Below are 18,391 nucleotides of genomic sequence, written 5' to 3'. Positions count from 1 at the left end.
TCTCCTGTTGTGTCAGCCTGGACGGCGCGGACCCGGTCACACCCCGCAGATCGCGCGCGCTTTCCTCAGGTCGGCGTTGATGCGGGTGACGCCCGTCGTCAGCTGCGGCAGCTGCACCGCCACCCCGTTCAGTTCCTGGTAGCGCTGGTGCCGCCGCGCGGGACCGCCCGAGACGACGCGGACCGCGATCCCCAGACAGATCGCGCCTGCCAGTCCCACGACTCCGACGAACACCAGGAGGCCCGTCACGGCGTCGCCGACCGAGGCCAGTTCGGCGACGAGCCCGGCCGGGAGGCCGAGGAGCGCGAACCGGCAGATCCTCAGCGCGAGCACCAGCTTCTCCTGGAGGTCCACCTTGCGCCGCAGCCCGTCGTGCTGGGCGCTCACCGTGCTGTGGCGGCCCTCCCAGTGCCTGCGCTGCTCGGACAGCGCCCGCAGCGTGGGCAGGGCGCCGTAGACCACGGCCGCGTACCCGGCGTCGGCGGGCGCGGACGCGTTCTGGACCCGCCCCCAGAGGATGTCCACCCACTCCCCCACGCCCCGGTCGCCGCCGTCACCGGGCGGCACCAACCGCTCCGGGTGCAGCAGGAAAGCGAGGATCAGGGCGGCGCTGACGCTCACACGCGCCGAGCGCCATCCGTCCAGCTCGGAGGTGAGCTGCCCGTGGAAGGCGTTGCCCGCGCGCTCGGCCCCGTCGAGCTGGTCGGCGAGGCGGGTCAACGCACCGGAGTCGTCCCCGTGGTGGGACCCCAGGATCCTGAGCACGCTCGGCCGGGCCATGAGCACCATCTCGTTGGCCAGGGGCGCACCGGTGAGCAGGGGGCGCGGGTCGGTGAACATCTCGCCCAGCTCGGCCACGGTGGCGCCCCGCCCCCGGAAGACCGGCGGCAGGTCGGGGCGCAGTTGGGCGATGAACGAGGCGAGCGCCAGGTTGGCGTCGTTGTTGACGTGGCCGCGGAACAGGGACCGGTCCAGCACGGTGTCGCCGAGGTCGTCGACGAGCCAGGCGCCCAGTGCGGCGCGCTGGGCCGGGTCCTGGAAGACCTGGACGGCGGAGCTCCAGTTCTGCTGCATGGCCTCCGCGAGGTCGCGCGGGTCGGTGAAGCGGACGCCGTGGAAGTGGTAGGGGGGCACCCCGCCGTCGCGGTACGGCACCGGTGCGAAGGCGCCGGACGCGCCGGTCGCCGGCCCCTGGTGGTGGGGCGGGGGGTACGGAGGCGGGGAGAGCGTGCCGGGCGGCGTGTAGGGCGGCGGGGTCCCGTGGGCGCCGGAGGCGTGTCCGGACGCGTGCGGGCCGGAAGCGGGCGGGGCCATGCGGGTGTAGGCACGGGTCGGGTCCACGGGGGCCTGCGGGGCCACCCTCGTGGGGTCCACCTGCGGGGGCGTGTCCCCGGCGACCCTGGTGTGGTCCCATCCGACGCGGGTGCTCCCGTCGGGGGCGACCCGCGTGGGCCCGGCCGGCGCCACACCGCTGGGCCCCGTCCCTCCCGCGGGGGGCTGACCGTCGGCGGGTGCCGGTCCTCCGTTCGCGGGGGCGGAGATCAGCCGGTTGAGGAGGGTGGTGGCGTCGGGCCGCCGGTCGGGGTCCTTGTCCAGGCAGGAGCGGACGATGCCGGCCAGCGGTTCGTCCAGGGCGCGGACGTCGGGTTCCCCGCCCAGGATGCGGGCGATGCGGGAGGCCTGGGTGGGGCCGGGGAAGGCCTCCCTGCCGGTGGCCGCGTAGACCATCACCGACCCCCACGAGAAGATGTCCACGGCCGAGGTGAGCCTGGCCCCCTCCAGCTGCTCGGGGGCCATGTAGCCGATCGTGCCGACCACGCCGCTGGCGGTCACGGAGGTGGTCTCGACGGCGCGGGCGATACCGAAGTCGATGACCCGCGGCCCGTCCGGGGCGAGCATGATGTTGTCCGGCTTGAGGTCCCGGTGCACGACACCCGCCGCGTGGATGGCCGCCAGCGCGGTGGCGGTGGAGATCGCCAGCCGGTGCAGCTCCACACCGCGGCGGGGGCCGTCGTGGGCGACGGCGGCCTGGAGTGTGGGGCCGTCGATGAACTCGGTCGCGATCCACGGCTCCGCCGCGTCCGGGTCGGCGTCCAGGATCGCCGCGATACAGAAACCGCTCACCCGGCGGGCCTGCTCGACCTCGGTGGTGAAGCGGCGCCGCATCTCCGGGTCGCCCGCCCAGCTGGCGTGCAGCAGCTTCACGGCCGCACGGCTCCCGTCGGGCGCCTCCCCGAGGAACACCTCCCCGAACCCTCCGCGCCCCAACGAGCGCACGAGGCGGTAGTTCCCGGCGGTACGGCCGGCCACGGCGCCCCCGCCCTGGTCCTGGAGGTCGTCCACCGTCCAGCCCTCGATTCGTCGTCGTGTTCCCCCTGGGTGGCCCGTGACGGGCACGTGGGAACTATAGCCAGGTTCCGGCTGTCCCGAATCCGCTCGCCGTCCTGTTCCGGGGCTCCGGCCGGGACCCGTCGGGCACGTTCGCCCCGGCTCCGCGGGGTGGGGCGGGCGGGGTCAGCGTGACCTGACGTTGCGCGTGTGGTCGCCTCGCTGGATGCGTTCGACCAGGTCGTCCGTGAGGGTGCCGTAACCGGTGGCGGCCCACACGCTGTCGTTCGCGGGCACCTCGTAGTAGGGGACGGTCCGGCCCCCGTGCTCGGCGGGCAGGACGACGGGGCGGACCCGGCCGCGGACGGCCTTGGCGCACTCCTCGCACAACGGGACGCGGATGGTGCGGGTACCGCCGAACTCGCGCCAGGCCGTCACCTTGGTCAGGGTTCCGTGCAAGGGGTTGGCGTAGCAGTGGCGGCGCCGGGCGGCGGACGCCCGCGGGCCCCTGGCCGCGTTGTCGATGGCGTCCTCCGCCATGTCCAGGAGCACGAGCACGCCCACGGCGTCGGGCAGGGTGGCGCCGCCTCCCGACATCCGGTCGTGGACGCTCGCCGCGGCGGAGCGGGAGTCCAGTGCGGTGCGCAGGTGCTGCCGAGCCCTCTCCCCCAGGGCGGTGCCGGACTCCAGGCGGCTCAGGCGCTCGCCGACCTCGATGAGGTCCTGCGCGCCCTGCTCGACCAGGGCGTCCAGCTGCGCGCGCTCCGCGTTGGCGAACGCCGCGTGCTGGGTGATCGCGCGCGAGCGCCGTCTCACCAGGGTCCCGGACGTGCGGCGGTACAGGGCGTACGAGGCCACCGCCAGGAGGACCGCGCCGCCGACGACGAGGCCCGCGACCAGCCAGCCGCCCGCGGCGCCGGGCGGCACGGAGCCCCCCGCTTCCCAGTCCGTGTCCCCGCGCTCCTGGTAGTCGGCCACGGCCTCGTCGTAGGCGGCCTCCGCGTCGCCCGACAGGGCCGCCTCCACCGCCGCGTCCAGCTGGGCGAGCACCGGTCCGTCGAAATCGGTGCCGTAGGAGGAGGCGAGCGCGGCGTAGTGGGCAGTGAAGCCGCCGCCGAAGTCCTCGCCGTGGACGTCGTCGTCCACCGCGAGGTAGTGGCCGGCCGCCGCTCCCCGGCGGTCGTGGACCACCGAGACCAGGGCCTCCACGTCGCCGTTCCACGTGTCGGCCTCCACCAGGGGGACCGCGATCACGTACAGGTCGAGGTCGGACTCGGTGATGAGTCCGGCAAGACGCTCCTGTTCGGCCTCGGGAATGGCGTTGGCGTAGGCCGGGTCGACGTACACGGGTGACTCGTCCAGGGCGTCGGCGATCTCCTGGGAGCGGTTCGCCGCGGTGGACTCGGCCGCGGGGGCGTCGCCCACCGTCTGGGCGAGCGCTCCGGACAGAGGGGCCAGGGACAGTCCCGCGCAGGCCAGGGCGGCCAGGAGCCGCACCGTGTACCGAGCGGTCGGGAACTCAGCGGGCATCGATCTCCTCCAGGAGTCTCTCGGCCATGCGCGTGGGGCGTTCCGTCCCGAAGTGGTGCTGGACCCACACGCGGTCGTCCATCGACAGGTAGCGCAGCTCTCCGCCCAGGCGGTCCCGCACACGCAGGACTCTCGCGGCCCGCGCCGCCTCGCCCGCCCGCGCGCAGGAGGCGCACATGGGCACCCTCCCCTTGGCCACCCGTGACCGGAGGGACGTGGTGGACGGCCCGTGCAGCGGGTTGACCAGGCAGGGGGGTCGGCCCGCCGCCCCTTCGGGATCCTTCAGGGCGGCCAGGACCCGCCGGGAGACGACGATGGCGCCGACGTGGTCGAGGTCGTCCGGGTCGTGGGCCATGGCGATCAGGACCGCCTCCGCCTGGGGCATCAGCTCGTCGGGGATGCCGTCCGCCCGGCCCGAGCCCAGGACCGCGCGGAGCCTGCGGCTCTCCCGCCGTGCCGTGCGGCGCAGGGCGTGCGACCCGACCGCCCTGGTCCCGCGCTTCCCTGCCCCGCTGAGGAGCAGCCGCGCGAGGGCGGCCAGGCCGAGCAGGGACAGGAAGGCCAGCGGACCGAGGAACAGCAGCCCCGCGGGGAAGCCCTCGGAGAAGTAGCGCGGCACGCGCGGCCCCGGGGGGTCGATGCCGGAGTCCATGAAGTAGGGCTCCCCCGCGTTCGCGCCCTCGCGCAGCTCGACGCCCTCCAGGGCGTCGAGCGCGGCGTCCAGGGCCAGGGCCGGGGTCGGCTCCTCGATCTCGCTGGTGGCGTTCCACAGGTCGTAGGCGTCCACGTTCCCGAGGCCGACGGCGGACGCGGAGACGCGTACCCCCGCCTCGGAGAACCGGTGGTCGACGACGAGGTGGACGGCGTCCTCGCCGCTGACCGCGGCCAGGGAGTAGGCCAGGACCTCGGGGTCTCCGCTGAACTCGTCGGCGGGGTCGAGGGGCAGGACCAGCGCGCGCACCGGTACCGGCGCGTCGTCGAGGCGCGCGGCCGTCGCCGCCAGGCCGGCCAGGGGCAGCGGGGTGCGCGGGTCGACGTAGAGGGGCCCGGGGTTCTCCTCCAGTTCCCGGGCGATCTGCTCCACCCTGACCGTGGACACGACGTAGGGCGGGGACGCGAACGCCTCCTCCCGGGGGGAGGTGACCTCGGCGCCGCCCTCCGGGACGCCGACGACGTGGGTGAGCGGGCCGAGGGACACCGCGGCGGCCAGGACGAGGGTCACCGTCGCGGTGCCGCCGGCGACCGCGGCGCCGGACACCCCGAGCGCGCCCCGTCGGACGCGGAGCCAGACGAGGTAACCGCCACCGCCGAGCACGAAGCCGCCGAGCGTTCCGGCGAGGAAGCCCGTGTTCCCCGGCCCGTTGTGGCTGGTGGGGTCGAGGTCGTCGAGGAAGTCCCGCCACCCCTCGGCGAAGCGGTCGCCCGCCGAGGGCTCCCCGTACGGGGCCGGGGCCGCGGCGCCTCCGTCACCGGAACCGGTCAGAGCCAGGACGAACCTCTCGGCGACCTGGTCGACGGGGGCGTCGTAGTCGATGTCCGGGTCGGACATCAGGGCGCTGCGGGCGTCGTCCACGGGTAGGGGGACGCCGTACGCCTCCGCGTCGAACAGGGCGGTCTCGGGGCGCAGGTGCACGTAGAGGCCGTCGGCGCCGAGCCGGTCGTGCAGGGCGGGCAGCAGTTGGCCTCCCCACTCCGGCCCCGTCCCGGGAAAGGGGCTGACGACGACGTGGTACGGCTCCCCCAGCGCGTCGAAGGCCTCGCGGAGGTCGGCTTCGAGGTCCTCCGGGTCGTGGAGGCCGGACACGGCCGGGTCCACCACGACGGCGGCGCCCTCGGGCTCGTCGGCCATCAGGTCCGCGTAGTACTCGGCGGGGGTCACCCGCGTCTCGAACGCGCTCGGCTCCGGGGCGGGTTCGGCCGCGGCGGGGGACGCCGCGAACGGGATCACCAGCAGGGCGGGGAGGGTGACGAGCGCGGTGGGGAGCCGGGCACGGAGACGGGAGGGACCGGGCATGGGGTGATCATATCGGGGAGTTTCGGACACTCCCCTACCCCGCCCGCCCCCTCTCCACCTCGCCCAGCAGGGCCTCGGTCATGCGAGCGGGGTCGTGCGCGCCGAAGCGGTGGCGGATCCACACCCGATCGCTCCGGTGCAGGTACGGGCGCCACACCCCGTCCGGACCCCGCAGGTGCAGCAGTCCGAGCATCCGGCGGTCGTCGGGGAGGGCGGCACAGGCCTCGCAGAGCGCCGTCCGCTCGGCCCGCGCCCCGTCGCGCCCCCGCGCGAGGCCCGACGTGGCGGGTGCGTCGGCGGTACCGGGACCGTGCAGGGGGTCGACCCTGCACGGGGCGCCGTGGACGGGGGCTCCGGGGTCGGCCAGGGCGGCGCGGGCACGGCGGGCCAGGACGAGCACACCGACGAGGTCGAGGGCGTCCGGCTCCCCCTCCATCACCATCAGGGCCGCCTCGGCCTGGGGCATCAGCCCGTCCGGCAGGGCGCCGCCGGCGGAGAGCTCCCCGGCCAGGGCCGCCACCTCCCGCTCCGCCCGTCGACGGAGGGACGCGGTGGCGACCCGTCCGCCGGCGGACGCTCCGGGGCGCCCCAGCAGCGCGGCGACGCACCAGACGATCCCCGCGGCGAACGCGCCGACCACCGGCCCCACGAGCAGGAGGGCGAGGAGGAGGCTCTCGGTGAAGCGCGGGAGCCGTGGTTCCAGGAGCGTGGACTCGACCGCGGGTGGAGCGGGGGAGGCGTCCTCGTCGGCGGGGTGACCGCGCTCGACCTCGCGCAGGAGCGTGTCCAGCGCGGCGGCGGGGTCGGGGGCCTCCTCCTCCCGGACCTGCGCCTGGAGGGAGTAGCCGTCGACGGGCACCCCGAAGGCGAGGAGGTCCACGGACACCGCCTCGAAGTCGTGTCCGACCACGGCGTAGACGCCGTCCTCCCCCAGGGTGTGGTGCCAGGCGTGCAGGAACACGTACGGGTCGCCGGCGGACTCGTCGCTCTCGGCCATCGGCAGGACGACGGCGCGCACGGGCGGGGACGCCTCCTCCAGACGTGTGGCGGCCTCCGCCAGGCCGTCGCGCGGGAGGGGCGTGAGCGGGTCGACGTAGAGGCGGTCGTCCCCCATCTCCCGGACGATGCGCTCGATCCGAGCGGTGGAGGCCACGTACGGCGCCTCGGCGCGGACCTCCTCCAGGGGGTCGGGCAGTTCCTGGGGTCCCGGGGGCGCCCCGTTCAGGTGCGCCAGGGCCCAGGCCACGGCCGCGGCTGACGGCACGAGCGTCACGAGGGCCGCCACGAGCACCGTCGAGCGGGCGCCCGCGCCCCGCCGCACCCGCAGGATCGCCCACACCGCGCCCATCGTGACCAGCGCCCCGGCGGGGCCCCCGACGACGAGGCCCAGGTTCTCCGGCCCGACCGACCGCGCCGGGTCGAGGTCGTCCACGAACTCCTCCCAGCCCGAGGGCGTGTCCTCTCCCGCTTCCCTCGCCGCGACGACCGCGTCGCTCCTGGTCAGGAGGTCGGCCTCGGGCGCGGTCAGCGCGTCGGCGAACGCGGCCGCCACCTCCCCGAGCGGGGTCCCGTACTCCAGTTCCCCGCGGGTCACCTGGTCCGCCAGGTCCACCGGGAGGTCCACGCCGTAGGCCTGCGCTCCGGCCACACCGCTGTCGGGGCGGAGGTGGACGTAGAGACCGTCGGCGCCGACCCGGTCGTGCAGGGCCGTCAGCATGTCCGGCTCCCACAGGGACTCGAGGGACTCGGGGAACGGGCCGGCGACGACGTGGTAGGGCACGCCCACCTCACCGAAGGAGCGGTGGATGTCGGCCTCCAGTACGGCGAGGTCGTACTCTCCCGCCAGGGCGTCGTCCACGACCACGGCCGCGCCCTCGGGCAGGTCCGCCATCCGGGAGGCGTAGTGCTCGGCGGGGGTCACACGGGTCTCGTACGACGCGGGGCCCGGCTCGGCGAGGGCGGGGGCGCCCGTGGCGGCGAGGGCGGCGAGCACGGCCGGGACGAGGAGGAGCCGGTGGCGCCGGGGGAGGACGGGCATGCGGGGATCATATCGGGAGGTTTCGGTCACCCCTCTGTCCGGACCTTCGCCGACGACCGTCCGAGGGCAGGTGACACGGCCGAGGCCCCCGCACCGCCCGTGGGCGGCGCGGGGGCCTCGGGATGCCTCACCGCCGGGCCCCGTGGGCCCGGGGCGACGGTCAGACCGCGGACCGGGTGGGTTCGACGAAGGCCTTGAAACGCTTCATGTCCCCCTTGGCACGGGCCTTGACGAGTCCCGACTTGTCACCGAGCTGCTCGACGGCGCCCTCCGGAACGGTCTTGAGCTGGAGGGTGATCCGGGTGCGCGCCTCCGCGAGGTGGTGGAAGGTCACCACGCCCGCGTGGGTCACGCCGTCGGTGGTCCTCCAGGCGATCCGCTCCCCCGGGATCTGTTCGGTGACCACGGCGTCGAAGTCGCGTTGCTGACCGGCGATCTCGACGGTCCAGCGCATACTCGTCTCGCCGGTGCGCCTGACCTGGGACACGCCCTCCATGAACGAGGGGAACTCCTCGAACCTGGTCCACTGGGCGTACGCCACCGCCACCGGGACGTCGACCTCCACCGTCTCCATGATGTCCGACATTGCCTATCGAGTCCTTCGCAATAGATTGCGGTTCGTCCTCGACGAGGGCGCTACCCGGCTCTCCGCGCCGCAATCATGGGCGACGCCCCTCCGGCGCCGCGGAGCGGCGCGCACGACACCCCCCGGGGGGAACCCTGGAGGCGCCGTGACCTGGAAGGCCGCGGAACCGGCCGCGCCCCGGGAAAAAATTCGTGAGTCACGTCACCGCGCCCCCGCGAAGGCCCTCCCGAACGCAGGCGGGGCCGCCACCGTCGGTCGGACGGTGGCGGCCCCGTTGGCCCGCCCTGTGCGCCTGGTGGGCGCCGGCGGCGGCCCGGGCGCCGATCCCTACTTGGCGATCAGCTGGCGCAGCACGTACTGGAGGATGCCGCCGTTGCGGTAGTAGTCGGCCTCGCCGGGGGTGTCGATCCGCAGGACGGCGTCGAACTCCACTCCGGTGTCGGTGGTGACCTTGACCGTGCTCGGCACGCGCCCCTCGTTCAGCTCGGTCACGCCGGTGACCGAGAAGGTCTCCTCACCGGTCAGGCCGAGGGAGTCCGCGGACTGGCCCTCCGGGAACTGGAGGGGCAGGACGCCCATGCCGATCAGGTTGGAGCGGTGGATGCGCTCGTAGGACTCGGTGATGACCGCGCGGACGCCCAGCAGGCTGGTGCCCTTGGCCGCCCAGTCGCGGGACGAGCCGGAGCCGTACTCCTTGCCGCCCAGGACGACCAGCGGGGTGCCCTGCGCGGCGTAGTTCTGCGCGGCGTCGTAGATGAACGACACCGGGCCGTCGGCCTGGGTGAAGTCGCGGGTGTAGCCGCCCTCGGTGCCCGGCGCGATCTGGTTGCGCAGGCGGATGTTGGCGAACGTGCCGCGGATCATCACCTCGTGGTTGCCGCGGCGGGAGCCGTAGGAGTTGAAGTCGCGGCGCTCGACGCCGTTGGACTTCAGGTACTCGGCCGCCGGGGTGCCCGGCTTGATGGCGCCGGCCGGGGAGATGTGGTCGGTGGTGACCGAGTCCCCCAGCTTGGCCAGCACGCGGGCGCCGGAGATGTCGGTGACCGGGGACGGGGTGGTGTCCATGCCGTCGAAGTACGGGGGCTTGCGCACGTACGTCGACTCGGCCTCCCACTCGAAGGTGTTGCCGGTCGGCGTGGGCAGCGAGCGCCAGCGGTCGTCACCGGCGAACACGTCCGAGTACGCGGACTCGTACATGTCGGAGGCGATCGCGGAGTCCATGACCTGCTGGATCTCCTCGGCGGTCGGCCACACGTCGGCCAGGTAGACGGGCTCGCCGTCGTTGCCGATGCCCAGGGGCTCGGTGGTGATGTCGACGTCGAGCGAGCCGGCCAGGGCGTAGGCGACCACCAGGGGCGGCGACGCCAGGTAGTTCATCTTGACGTCCGGGTTGATCCGGCCCTCGAAGTTGCGGTTGCCGGACAGGACCGCGGAGACCGCGAGGTCGTTCTCCTGGACCGCCTGGGAGATCTCCTCCGGCAGCGGGCCGGAGTTGCCGATGCACGTGGTGCAGCCGTAGCCGACCAGGTTGAAGCCCAGCTTGTCCAGGTACGGGGTCAGGCCGGAGCGCTCGTAGTAGTCGGTGACGACCTTGGAGCCGGGGGCCATGGAGGTCTTGACCCACGGCTTGCGGGACAGGCCCTTCTCCACCGCCTTCTTGGCCAGCAGGGCGGCGCCCAGCATGACCGAGGGGTTGGAGGTGTTGGTGCAGGAGGTGATCGCGGCGATCACGACGGCGCCGTGGTCGATCTCGGTCTCGGTGCCGTCGGCCATGGTGACCTTGACGGACTTGTGCGGCCGGGCGCCGTTGGCGGTCTGGGCCGGGGCGTCGGAGGCCGGGAAGGACTCCTCGCCCGCCTCGTCGGCGCCGTCCTGGACGTAGTTGCGGATGTCGTGGCGCCAGGTGGTCTTGGCGTCGGACAGCGCGATGCGGTCCTGCGGGCGCTTGGGCCCGGCGATGGACGGGACGACGTCGCCGAGGTCGAGCTCCAGGTACTCGGAGTACTCGGGCTCGACGGACGGGTCGTGCCAGAAGCCGTTGGCCTTGGCGTAGGCCTCGGTCAGGGCGACCTGCTGCTCGGAGCGGCCGGTCAGGCGCATGTAGCGGATGGTCTCGTCGTCGACCGGGAAGATCGCGGCGGTGGAGCCGAACTCCGGGCTCATGTTGCCGATGGTGGCGCGGTTGGCCAGCGGCACCGAGGAGACGCCCTCGCCGTAGAACTCGACGAACTTGCCGACCACGCCGTGCTGGCGCAGCTGCTCGGTGATGGTGAGCACGAGGTCGGTGGCGGTGGTGCCGGGCTTGAGCTGGCCCGTCAGCTTGAAGCCGACCACGCGCGGGATGAGCATGGAGATCGGCTGGCCGAGCATGGCGGCCTCGGCCTCGATGCCGCCCACGCCCCAGCCCAGGATGCCCAGGCCGTTCTGCATGGTGGTGTGCGAGTCCGTACCGACGCACGTGTCGGGGTAGGCCTGGCCGCCGCGGTTCATCGTGACGCGCGCCAGGTGCTCGATGTTGGCCTGGTGCACGATGCCGGTGCCGGGCGGGACGACCTTGAACTCGTCGAAGGCGGTCTGGCCCCAGCGCAGGAACTTGTAGCGCTCGTAGTTGCGCTCGTACTCGATCTCGACGTTGCGCTCGAAGGCGTCGGGGCTTCCGAACAGGTCGACGACCACGGAGTGGTCGATCACGAGCTCGGCGGGAGCGAGCGGGTTGATCTTGTCCGGGTCGCCGCCCAGGTCGCGGACGGCCTCGCGCATGGTGGCGAGGTCGACGACGCAGGGAACGCCGGTGAAGTCCTGCATGATCACCCGCGCGGGGGTGAACTGGATCTCCTGGCTGGGCTGGGCCTTGGCGTCCCAGCCGCCCAGGGCCCTGATGTGCTCGGCGGTGACGTTCGCACCGTCCTCGGTGCGCAGGAGGTTCTCCAGCAGCACCTTCAGGCTGTAGGGAAGCCGCTGGTAGCCCTCCACGGCCTCCAGACGGAAGATCTCGTACGACTCGTCGCCAACGCGCAACGTGTCACGGGCGCCGAAGCTGTTCGTGGACACGGTGTCTGCCTCCTGATCTCGCCACTTTGTCCCCAGCATCCTGCCTCATCGGGCGGGTGCGGGACCTGTTGAGGCCGCCCTGACCGGATACCCGGGAGCGGAGGACCGCGGGGGTGACCTCCGTTGTCTCCGGCTTCCATCAGGACCACCGTGACCTGCAGCGACACCACTCGCCACCGGCCAGGCGGCCCGCCTGCCGCGGGCGCCCTCGATGTTCCGGGCCGGACGCCGCCGAGCGGCTGACATCACACGCCGACGCGGACGTCCGGAACCTGCTGCGGGTCGGGGGGACCCCCGCTGTTATCTTGATGTCAAGGTATCTAACTTGTATCTCGATATCAAGTTATCGGGTGCGGGTCCAGGCAGGGCGACCACCCCCCGACGAGCCCCATCCTCTCAGTCCAGCTGCGGCACCACCTGCGACGCGACCAGCTCCAGGTGGTCGAGGTCGGCCATGTCGAGGACCTGGAGGTACATGCGCTCGGCACCGGCCGCACCGAAGCGGCCGATCCGGTCCACCAGCTCGCCGGGCGACCCCGCCAGGCCGTTCTCCCGCAGCTCCGGGACCTCGCGACCGATCCGCCCGGCGCGGCGCGAGATCTCCGCCTCGTCCCGGCCGACGCACAGCACCTGGGCGGCCGAGTAGACCATCGGCGCGGTCCGGCCGGAGTCGCGCACCGCCGCACGGGTCCGCTCGAAGGCGGCCTCGGTGTCCTCCAGCGGCGAGAACGGGACGTTGTACTCGTCGGCGTACTTGGCCGCCAGGCGCGGCGTGCGCTTGGGGCCGGTGCCGCCGATCAGCACCGGGGGCCTCGGCCCCTGCAGCGGCTTGGGCAGGGCGGGCCCCTCCGCCAGGCGGTAGTGCTTGCCCTCGTAGCGGAAGGTGTCGCCCACCGGCGTGGACCACAGGCCGGTGATGATGTCCAGCTGCTCCTCGTAGCGGTCGAAGCGCTCGCGGCCGGAGGCGGGGAAGGGGATTCCGTAGACCGCGTGCTCCTCCTCGAACCAGCCCGCGCCGAAGCCGAACTCCACACGGCCGCCGCTCATGCGGTCGACCTGGGCGACGGTGATGGCGAGGGGGCCGGGGTAGCGGAAGGTCGCGGCGGTCATCAGCGTGCCCAGCCGGATACGGGAGGTGTCCCGGGCCAGGCCCGCCAGGGTGATCCAGGCGTCGGTGGGCCCGGGGAGGCCTCCGGCACGGTCACCCATGTGCAGATAGTGGTCGGATCGGAACAGAGCGTCGAAACCAAGGTCCTCCGCGGCCTTGGCGACGGCGAGCTGATCCTCGTAGGTGGCCCCCTGTTGGGGCTCAAGGAAGATCCTCAGGCGCATACGCCCCATTTTCTCCCACTCCGGGGACCAGACCGAAGCCGCCGCGCGGGTACCGTCGAAATGGCGTGTCCGGGCCCGTTCCCGCACCGCAGAACCGATCCGCACCCCCACCGCGATAGCCCTCCACGTGAAGCTGCTCCGCCGCGCGCGCCGCCGCGCCCCCTCCTACGGCCCCGAGAGCACCGACCCGGTGCTCCTGGCCGCCATCGCCCTGGGCGAGACCGAGGCCCTGGAGATCCTGCACCGCAGACACGCGCCCTGGCTGAGGGCACGGTTGCGCTACCGGTGCTCCGACACCGACCAGCTGGACGCCGCGCTCCAGGAGACCTTCCTGGCGGTGTGGAGGAACGCGGGGTCGTTCACGCCCCGCCCCGGCGACACCGACGCGGGGGCCTGGCTGTGGACGATCGCGATCCGTCAGCTCATCTCCCAACTGCGCAAACGCGCCAACAGGTGGATCTCGGACAGCGACACCGAACCCTACGAGACCATCGGCGACGCCTCGGCGGAGGACACCGTGCTGCTGAACATCGAGCACGGGCCCCTGGGCGCCGCCCTGCACTCCCTCTCGCCCGAACTGCGCTCCGCCATCCAGGCCACCGTGCTGGACGGGCTCACCGTCCGGGAGGCCGCGCAGATCCTCCAGATCCCCGAGGGAACCGTCAAGACACGGGTCATGCGCGCCAAGGCGCGCCTACGGGAGGCACTGACATGAGCTGGCACCTGACCCCTGCCCAAGCACACGAGTACGCGACCCACCGAGCAGACGACGTCACGGCCATGTCCGTGGAGGCCCACATCATGCACTGCGCACCCTGCCGGAACCTGCTTCCCGGCGACGAGGCCTGGCTGGCCGACAGCTGGGCGGGGCTGCGCGACGTCGTGGACCGCCCCCGGCGCGGCCTGGTCGAGACCCTCCTGGCCTCACTGGGGCTGCGCGAGGGCACCGCCAAGCTGCTCGCGGCCACACCGAGCCTGTACCGGGCCTGGCTCCTGGCCTCGGTCGTCGTCCTCGTCGCCGCCCTGTTCGCCGCGCACCACCTGCCGCGGGGATCGCTGGTCTTCACCTTCACCGCCCCGATCGTGCCCCTGGTGGGCGTGGCGCTGGCCTACGGGCGCGGCGTGGACCCGGCCCACACCCTCACCTCCGTCACGCCCATGGCGGGCCAGCGGCTGCTGTTCCTGCGCACCTGCGCGGTCCTGGTGCCCTCGCTGACGTTGTGCGCCGCGGCGGCGCTCATGCTCCCCTCGGCCTCCACTCCGTGGACCGCGGCGTTCTGGCTCCTGCCGTCACTGACCCTGGTCGCCGGCTCCCTCGTGCTCAGCCGCTGGGTGCACCTGAGCGCGGCCAGCGCCGTCGTCGGACTGGCGTGGCTGATCGCCCTGGGGGCCATGATCGTCTCCGAGCACGCGACGCCCCTCCAACTGCTCGCCCCGCAGGCGCAGGCATGGTGGGCGGCGGCGCTGGCGGCACTGCTCGGCGCGATCCTCGTGCGTGTGAGAACGGCATGAGCACCTCCGCAGCGGGGGGCGCCGGCTCCCCCACCGTCCGGATCCGGGGCCTGGTACGCCGGTACGGCGCCCGCACCGCGCTGGACGGCGTGGACCTGGACCTGGGACCCGGGGTGACCGGCCTGCTCGGTCGCAACGGGGCGGGCAAGACGACGCTGCTGCGGTGCCTGGCCACGGACCTGGAGGCCACCCGCGGCGAGGTGAGCGTGCTCGGCCGCAGCCCCGAGCGCGCCGCCGGGCGCACCGAGATCCGGCGCCGGCTCGGCTACCTGCCGCAGAACCCGGAGTTCTACCCGTACTTCACCGCGTTCGGCCTGCTGGACTACATGGCGGTGCTCAAGGAGCTGGGCGGGCGCAGGGCGCGCCACGACGAGGTGAGGCGCGGACTGCGGAGGGTCGGGCTCTACGACCGCCGCCACAGCCGCGTGCGCCGTCTGTCGGGCGGCATGCGCCAGCGGCTCGGCCTGGCCTCGGCCCTGCTCGGCGACCCCGAGCTCCTCCTGCTGGACGAGCCGACCATCGGCCTGGACCCGGAGCAGCGCATCAGGTTCCGCGGCCTGGTCTCGGAACTGGCGGTGCACAGCACCGTGGTGCTGTCCACCCACCAGATCGAGGACGTGGCAGCCCTGTGCCAGCGCGTGCTCTGCCTGGACGGCGGCCGGATCATCTTCGACGGCACCCCGGGGCAGCTGGTCGACCGCGCGCGGGGCCACGTCTGGGAGAGGAGAGGGCACCCCGGCGAGGGGTACACCGCCTGGCGGCTGGCCGACGGCCGGTACCGGGTGCTCACCGTGGCGGGTGCCGACCGGCCGCCGGGGGGCGCGGGCGCGGCGTCCGGTGACGCGTCGCTCGTCCCGGTCGAGCCCACCCTGGAGGACGCCTACCTGCTGCTGACCGGTGTGGACCAGGGCCTCGGGCTGGAGCAGGGCACCCGATGAGCGGAGCCCCCACCGGCACGCCCGAAGCGGAGCCCGGCGGCACGGGCCGTCCGGGCGGTGGAGCCGCCGCGCAGGCCCCCCTGATCGGCCGGGCCCCGTCCGCCGCCCGGCTCGCCGCCACCTTCGGACGGCTGGCGTGGTTCACGGCGCTGCGGCTGCTCCTCAACCCCTTCCTGCTCGTGGCCCTGGCCCTGACCGCCGTCCTGACCGTCTCGACCACGAGCCAGCCGATCGAGCACACCGTGCCCGACCTGTACGACTCCCGCGTGGCGTCGGCGCTGATCGTGGCCGTGGGGCTGTTCGCCGCGGTCACCTTCCCCGCCATCCGCGAGATCCGCTACGGGCAGAGCCCCGTCGGCCCGGTGGGGCCGGTGGGCCGCTACCTGGCGGTGGGGGCGGGGAGCGCTCTGGCGGGCTGGGCGTGCGTGGCGGCGATCATGGCGTTCGGCGCGTGGCAGTACCCCGAGACGCCGGTGGGACTGGTCCACCCGTTCTCCCACGTGACACCGTTCGTCGTTGTCCTGATCGGCCCCGCGGGATCGATGCTGCTCGTGGCCTGGACCCGCTCGTACGCGCCCCTGCTCCTGATCGCACTGGCCGTACCCACCTTCAGCCTGTACTCGATCACGGCGTTCGACACGGCGCAGAGCGTGGACAGGGTCTTCGCCAGGGTGCAGTCGCTGGCCCTCATGGCCGTCGACCCCTTCCCGCTCCACTCCCCCACCGTCTCCGTCCTGGTCCACCTGTACGCGGGGTACGCGGGGCTGCTCGTCCTGGGCCTGCTGGTGCTGGCCCTGGCCGGAACCCGGCGCAGGGCGTCGAGGGCGGCGACCTCCGGCGTGGCGCTGGTACTGCTCGCCGGGGCGGCGGGAACCGCCGGGTACGGGATGAGCACCTACACGTGGGACGACCACGTGCCCGACCGCCTCCTGTACGGCGCGGACGCGGCCTCGTGCCGCACGCGGGAGGGGATCACCTACTGCCCGATGCCCGGCTACGAACCGTGGGTGGACCACTGGCACTCCGTCCTCGGCCCCGTCGTGACCGCTCTCCCGGAGTCCGCGGCGGACGACATCCCCGTGGTGTGGCAGGACAGCTCGCGGTTCGACCGCGACCCGTCCGGGCTTCCGGCGTCGAGGGTCGTGGTCTACGACTTCCGCTTCACCGACGAGCCGTGGTGGCGCCTGGAGATGCTGTCCCAGGCCTCCCTCGCCCTCTTCGGCCTGGATCCCCTCTGGGAGAGGATGTGCCGGGCCGACGGGCAGTCGAGGCTTCTGCTGGCCGCGTGGATGGCCGGGCTCGACGCGGAGGCGGAGAGAGTCGACCGGCTGACCTGGAGCGGGACGCTCATCGGCGAGTACGCCCCCTCGCAGCAGGACCTGGAGGTGCTCTTCGCGCTCCTGGCACTGCCCGAGGAGCGGGTGTTCGCGGTCCTCCAGGACCACTGGGAACCGCTGTCCTCCCCCCGGGGGCGCACGGAGGACCTGGCGGAACTCCTGGACATCCCGCTGCGCGGATCCGCGCACAGGATCCCGACGACCGCGGACTGGGACCGGATGTTCCCCGAACTGGAACGTGGCTACTACGCCTTCACGACCGACGGAACGACATGTGCGTGACCGGTGCGCCTCGGTCACCGCCTACCGCGCCACACCCAATCTGACCAGGGATTATTAACCGCACCACAAAATCCGTGATGCGCTTCGCGTGGTTGCGGGGGCCGACTACACTCGCGAATGTCCGAATTGTTGATGTTTGTCAGCTTTCGTGGACTCTTTCCCTTTGGGGTTGTTCTCTCCCACGAGCAAGGTGCGTCCCTTGTCTGTTCCCCGTTCTCTCACGCGTCTCGCACGCCCCGCGGCCGTCGCCGGAGCGGCCCTTCTGGCCCTCGGCTCGACCGTCCCCGCCCACGCCGACGAGGCGTTCCCCGCCGCTGCGGGCAGCACCCTCGTCAGCCTGACCCACGACGGGGGCGACACCGTCACGGAGGGGTCCTGGGGCAGGATCTACGTGGGGTCGGACGTGGGCGACGACTACCCCTCCGCCGACTTCTCGGCGGACACCCGCGGAGTCAGCGCGCTCCTGGGGCTCGACGGGCCGGTCGAGTCGCGCGTCAACACGACGGCGGACGGGGGCGGGCGCGCCGAGGCGACCGCGGCCGTCAGCGGCGGTTTCACACTGGACCTGCCCGGCTACGACGAGCCCGCCGTCCGGTTCTCCACCCTGGACAACTCCCTCAGGTGCGACTTCTCCGGCGACCTCACCTGGGAGAACCGGATCGGGAGCTCCACCGGGGACGACCGCGTCATCAGCGTCTTCGGCACACCGGTCACGGCCGACGCCCCCGAGGTGAACGCCACCGTCGACCTCCCCGGCCGCGACACGACCGCCGACGTCACCGTCCTGACCCACGAGCCCGACGACTCCTCCGAGGGCCGGGGAGAGGTGTCCACCGTCGTCAGGGCGACCGAGAACGGCGCCGCCCTGTTCGAACTGACGCTCGGCGCCCTCGCCGTGGACTGCTCCGACGCAGGCGGGGAGTCCACCGCGACCGGGGAAGGGGAGGGAGCCGGTGACGACGGCGACGACTCCGCCGGCCGGGAGGACGGTTCCGGGTCCCGTCCGGACGAACGCCGTGACGACTCCGGCGGCGGCGAGCGCGCCGAGGGAGGCGCGGACGGCACGGAGAGCACCGAGGACACGGACGTCCGAGCCGAGGACGCCCCCGACGACGGGGGCCGGACCACCGGCGCCGACGAGCCGGCGGCGGCCGAGAGCCCGGAGGGCGGCGACGCCGGCGACAGCGGCCCCGCGGGGCTGCCCCTCACGGGCGGAGCCCTGACCGGCCTGGTCACCGCCGGGATCCTCGCCCTGGGCGGGGGCGGCGCCGCCCTGTACCTCGCCCGTCGCGGCAAGCACGGTGACGGCCCCGGCGACACGGGTGACGACGGCTCGGGCGAGGTCTAGGACGGCTCCCGGACCACGGCAGGGACACCCCGCCCGTGGTCCGGGGCGGGCGACGTCCTAGCATGGCACCGTGAAGAACCCCTACTGGCACGTCG

General features: G+C 73.4%; 12 protein-coding genes. 5 read left to right on the top strand and 7 right to left on the bottom strand.

Going from position 1 to position 18,391, the window contains the following annotated elements:
- Positions 1-36: 36 nt before the first annotated feature.
- The 7 genes from Q8791_RS08295 to Q8791_RS08265 all read right to left on the bottom strand — a co-directional run bounded on the left by Q8791_RS08295 (position 37) and on the right by Q8791_RS08265 (position 12,879).
- Complete coding sequence (locus Q8791_RS08295; RefSeq protein WP_330091018.1) at positions 37-2,343, bottom strand: serine/threonine-protein kinase; 2,307 nt, start codon at positions 2,341-2,343, stop codon at positions 37-39.
- Positions 2,344-2,514: 171 nt separating this feature from the next.
- Positions 2,515-3,858: a hypothetical protein gene (locus Q8791_RS08290; RefSeq protein WP_330091017.1), complete on the bottom strand. Its 1,344-nt coding sequence runs from the start codon at positions 3,856-3,858 to the stop codon at positions 2,515-2,517.
- Positions 3,848-5,872: a hypothetical protein gene (locus Q8791_RS08285; protein ID WP_330091016.1), complete on the bottom strand. Its 2,025-nt coding sequence runs from the start codon at positions 5,870-5,872 to the stop codon at positions 3,848-3,850. Before Q8791_RS08285 ends, Q8791_RS08290 begins: the two co-directional genes overlap by 11 nt.
- Positions 5,873-5,906: 34 nt before the next feature.
- Entirely contained in the window at positions 5,907-7,910 is a 2,004-nt protein-coding gene (locus tag Q8791_RS08280; RefSeq protein ID WP_330091015.1) for a hypothetical protein, read from the bottom strand.
- 160 nt (positions 7,911-8,070) lie between these two features.
- Positions 8,071-8,496 carry an SRPBCC family protein gene (locus Q8791_RS08275; protein WP_330091014.1) on the bottom strand — a complete coding sequence of 142 codons (426 nt, stop codon included), beginning with the start codon at positions 8,494-8,496 and terminating at the stop codon, positions 8,071-8,073.
- Between the two features lie 327 nt (positions 8,497-8,823).
- Positions 8,824-11,547: an aconitate hydratase AcnA gene (acnA, locus tag Q8791_RS08270; RefSeq protein ID WP_330091013.1), complete on the bottom strand. Its 2,724-nt coding sequence runs from the start codon at positions 11,545-11,547 to the stop codon at positions 8,824-8,826.
- A 396-nt stretch (positions 11,548-11,943) separates the two neighbouring features.
- A complete protein-coding gene (locus Q8791_RS08265) occupies positions 11,944-12,879 on the bottom strand; it encodes an LLM class F420-dependent oxidoreductase (RefSeq protein WP_330091012.1) in 936 nt (311 codons plus the stop codon).
- A 127-nt stretch (positions 12,880-13,006) separates the two neighbouring features.
- Between Q8791_RS08265 and Q8791_RS08260 the strand changes: the two genes are divergently transcribed.
- The 5 genes from Q8791_RS08260 to Q8791_RS08240 all read left to right on the top strand — a co-directional run bounded on the left by Q8791_RS08260 (position 13,007) and on the right by Q8791_RS08240 (position 18,296).
- Complete coding sequence (locus tag Q8791_RS08260) at positions 13,007-13,594, top strand: RNA polymerase sigma factor (RefSeq protein ID WP_330091011.1); 588 nt, start codon at positions 13,007-13,009, stop codon at positions 13,592-13,594.
- Positions 13,591-14,391, top strand: coding sequence for a zf-HC2 domain-containing protein (locus Q8791_RS08255; protein ID WP_330091010.1), 801 nt, complete (start codon positions 13,591-13,593; stop codon positions 14,389-14,391). The genes Q8791_RS08260 and Q8791_RS08255 overlap by 4 nt, the downstream gene beginning before the upstream one ends.
- Entirely contained in the window at positions 14,388-15,329 is a 942-nt protein-coding gene (locus Q8791_RS08250; RefSeq protein WP_330091009.1) for an ATP-binding cassette domain-containing protein, read from the top strand. The genes Q8791_RS08255 and Q8791_RS08250 overlap by 4 nt, the downstream gene beginning before the upstream one ends.
- Complete coding sequence (locus Q8791_RS08245; RefSeq protein WP_330091008.1) at positions 15,326-16,948, top strand: hypothetical protein; 1,623 nt, start codon at positions 15,326-15,328, stop codon at positions 16,946-16,948. The genes Q8791_RS08250 and Q8791_RS08245 overlap by 4 nt, the downstream gene beginning before the upstream one ends.
- A 199-nt stretch (positions 16,949-17,147) precedes the next feature.
- Positions 17,148-18,296, top strand: coding sequence for a hypothetical protein (locus tag Q8791_RS08240; protein ID WP_330091007.1), 1,149 nt, complete (start codon positions 17,148-17,150; stop codon positions 18,294-18,296).
- The last annotated feature ends 95 nt before the right edge of the window (positions 18,297-18,391 follow it).

The sequence above is a fragment of the Nocardiopsis codii genome, assembly GCF_036327455.1.
Classification (GTDB): domain Bacteria; phylum Actinomycetota; class Actinomycetes; order Streptosporangiales; family Streptosporangiaceae; genus Nocardiopsis; species Nocardiopsis codii.
Note: the sequence above shows the minus strand (reverse complement) of the source record. Positions and strands in the feature narration are given on the sequence as shown.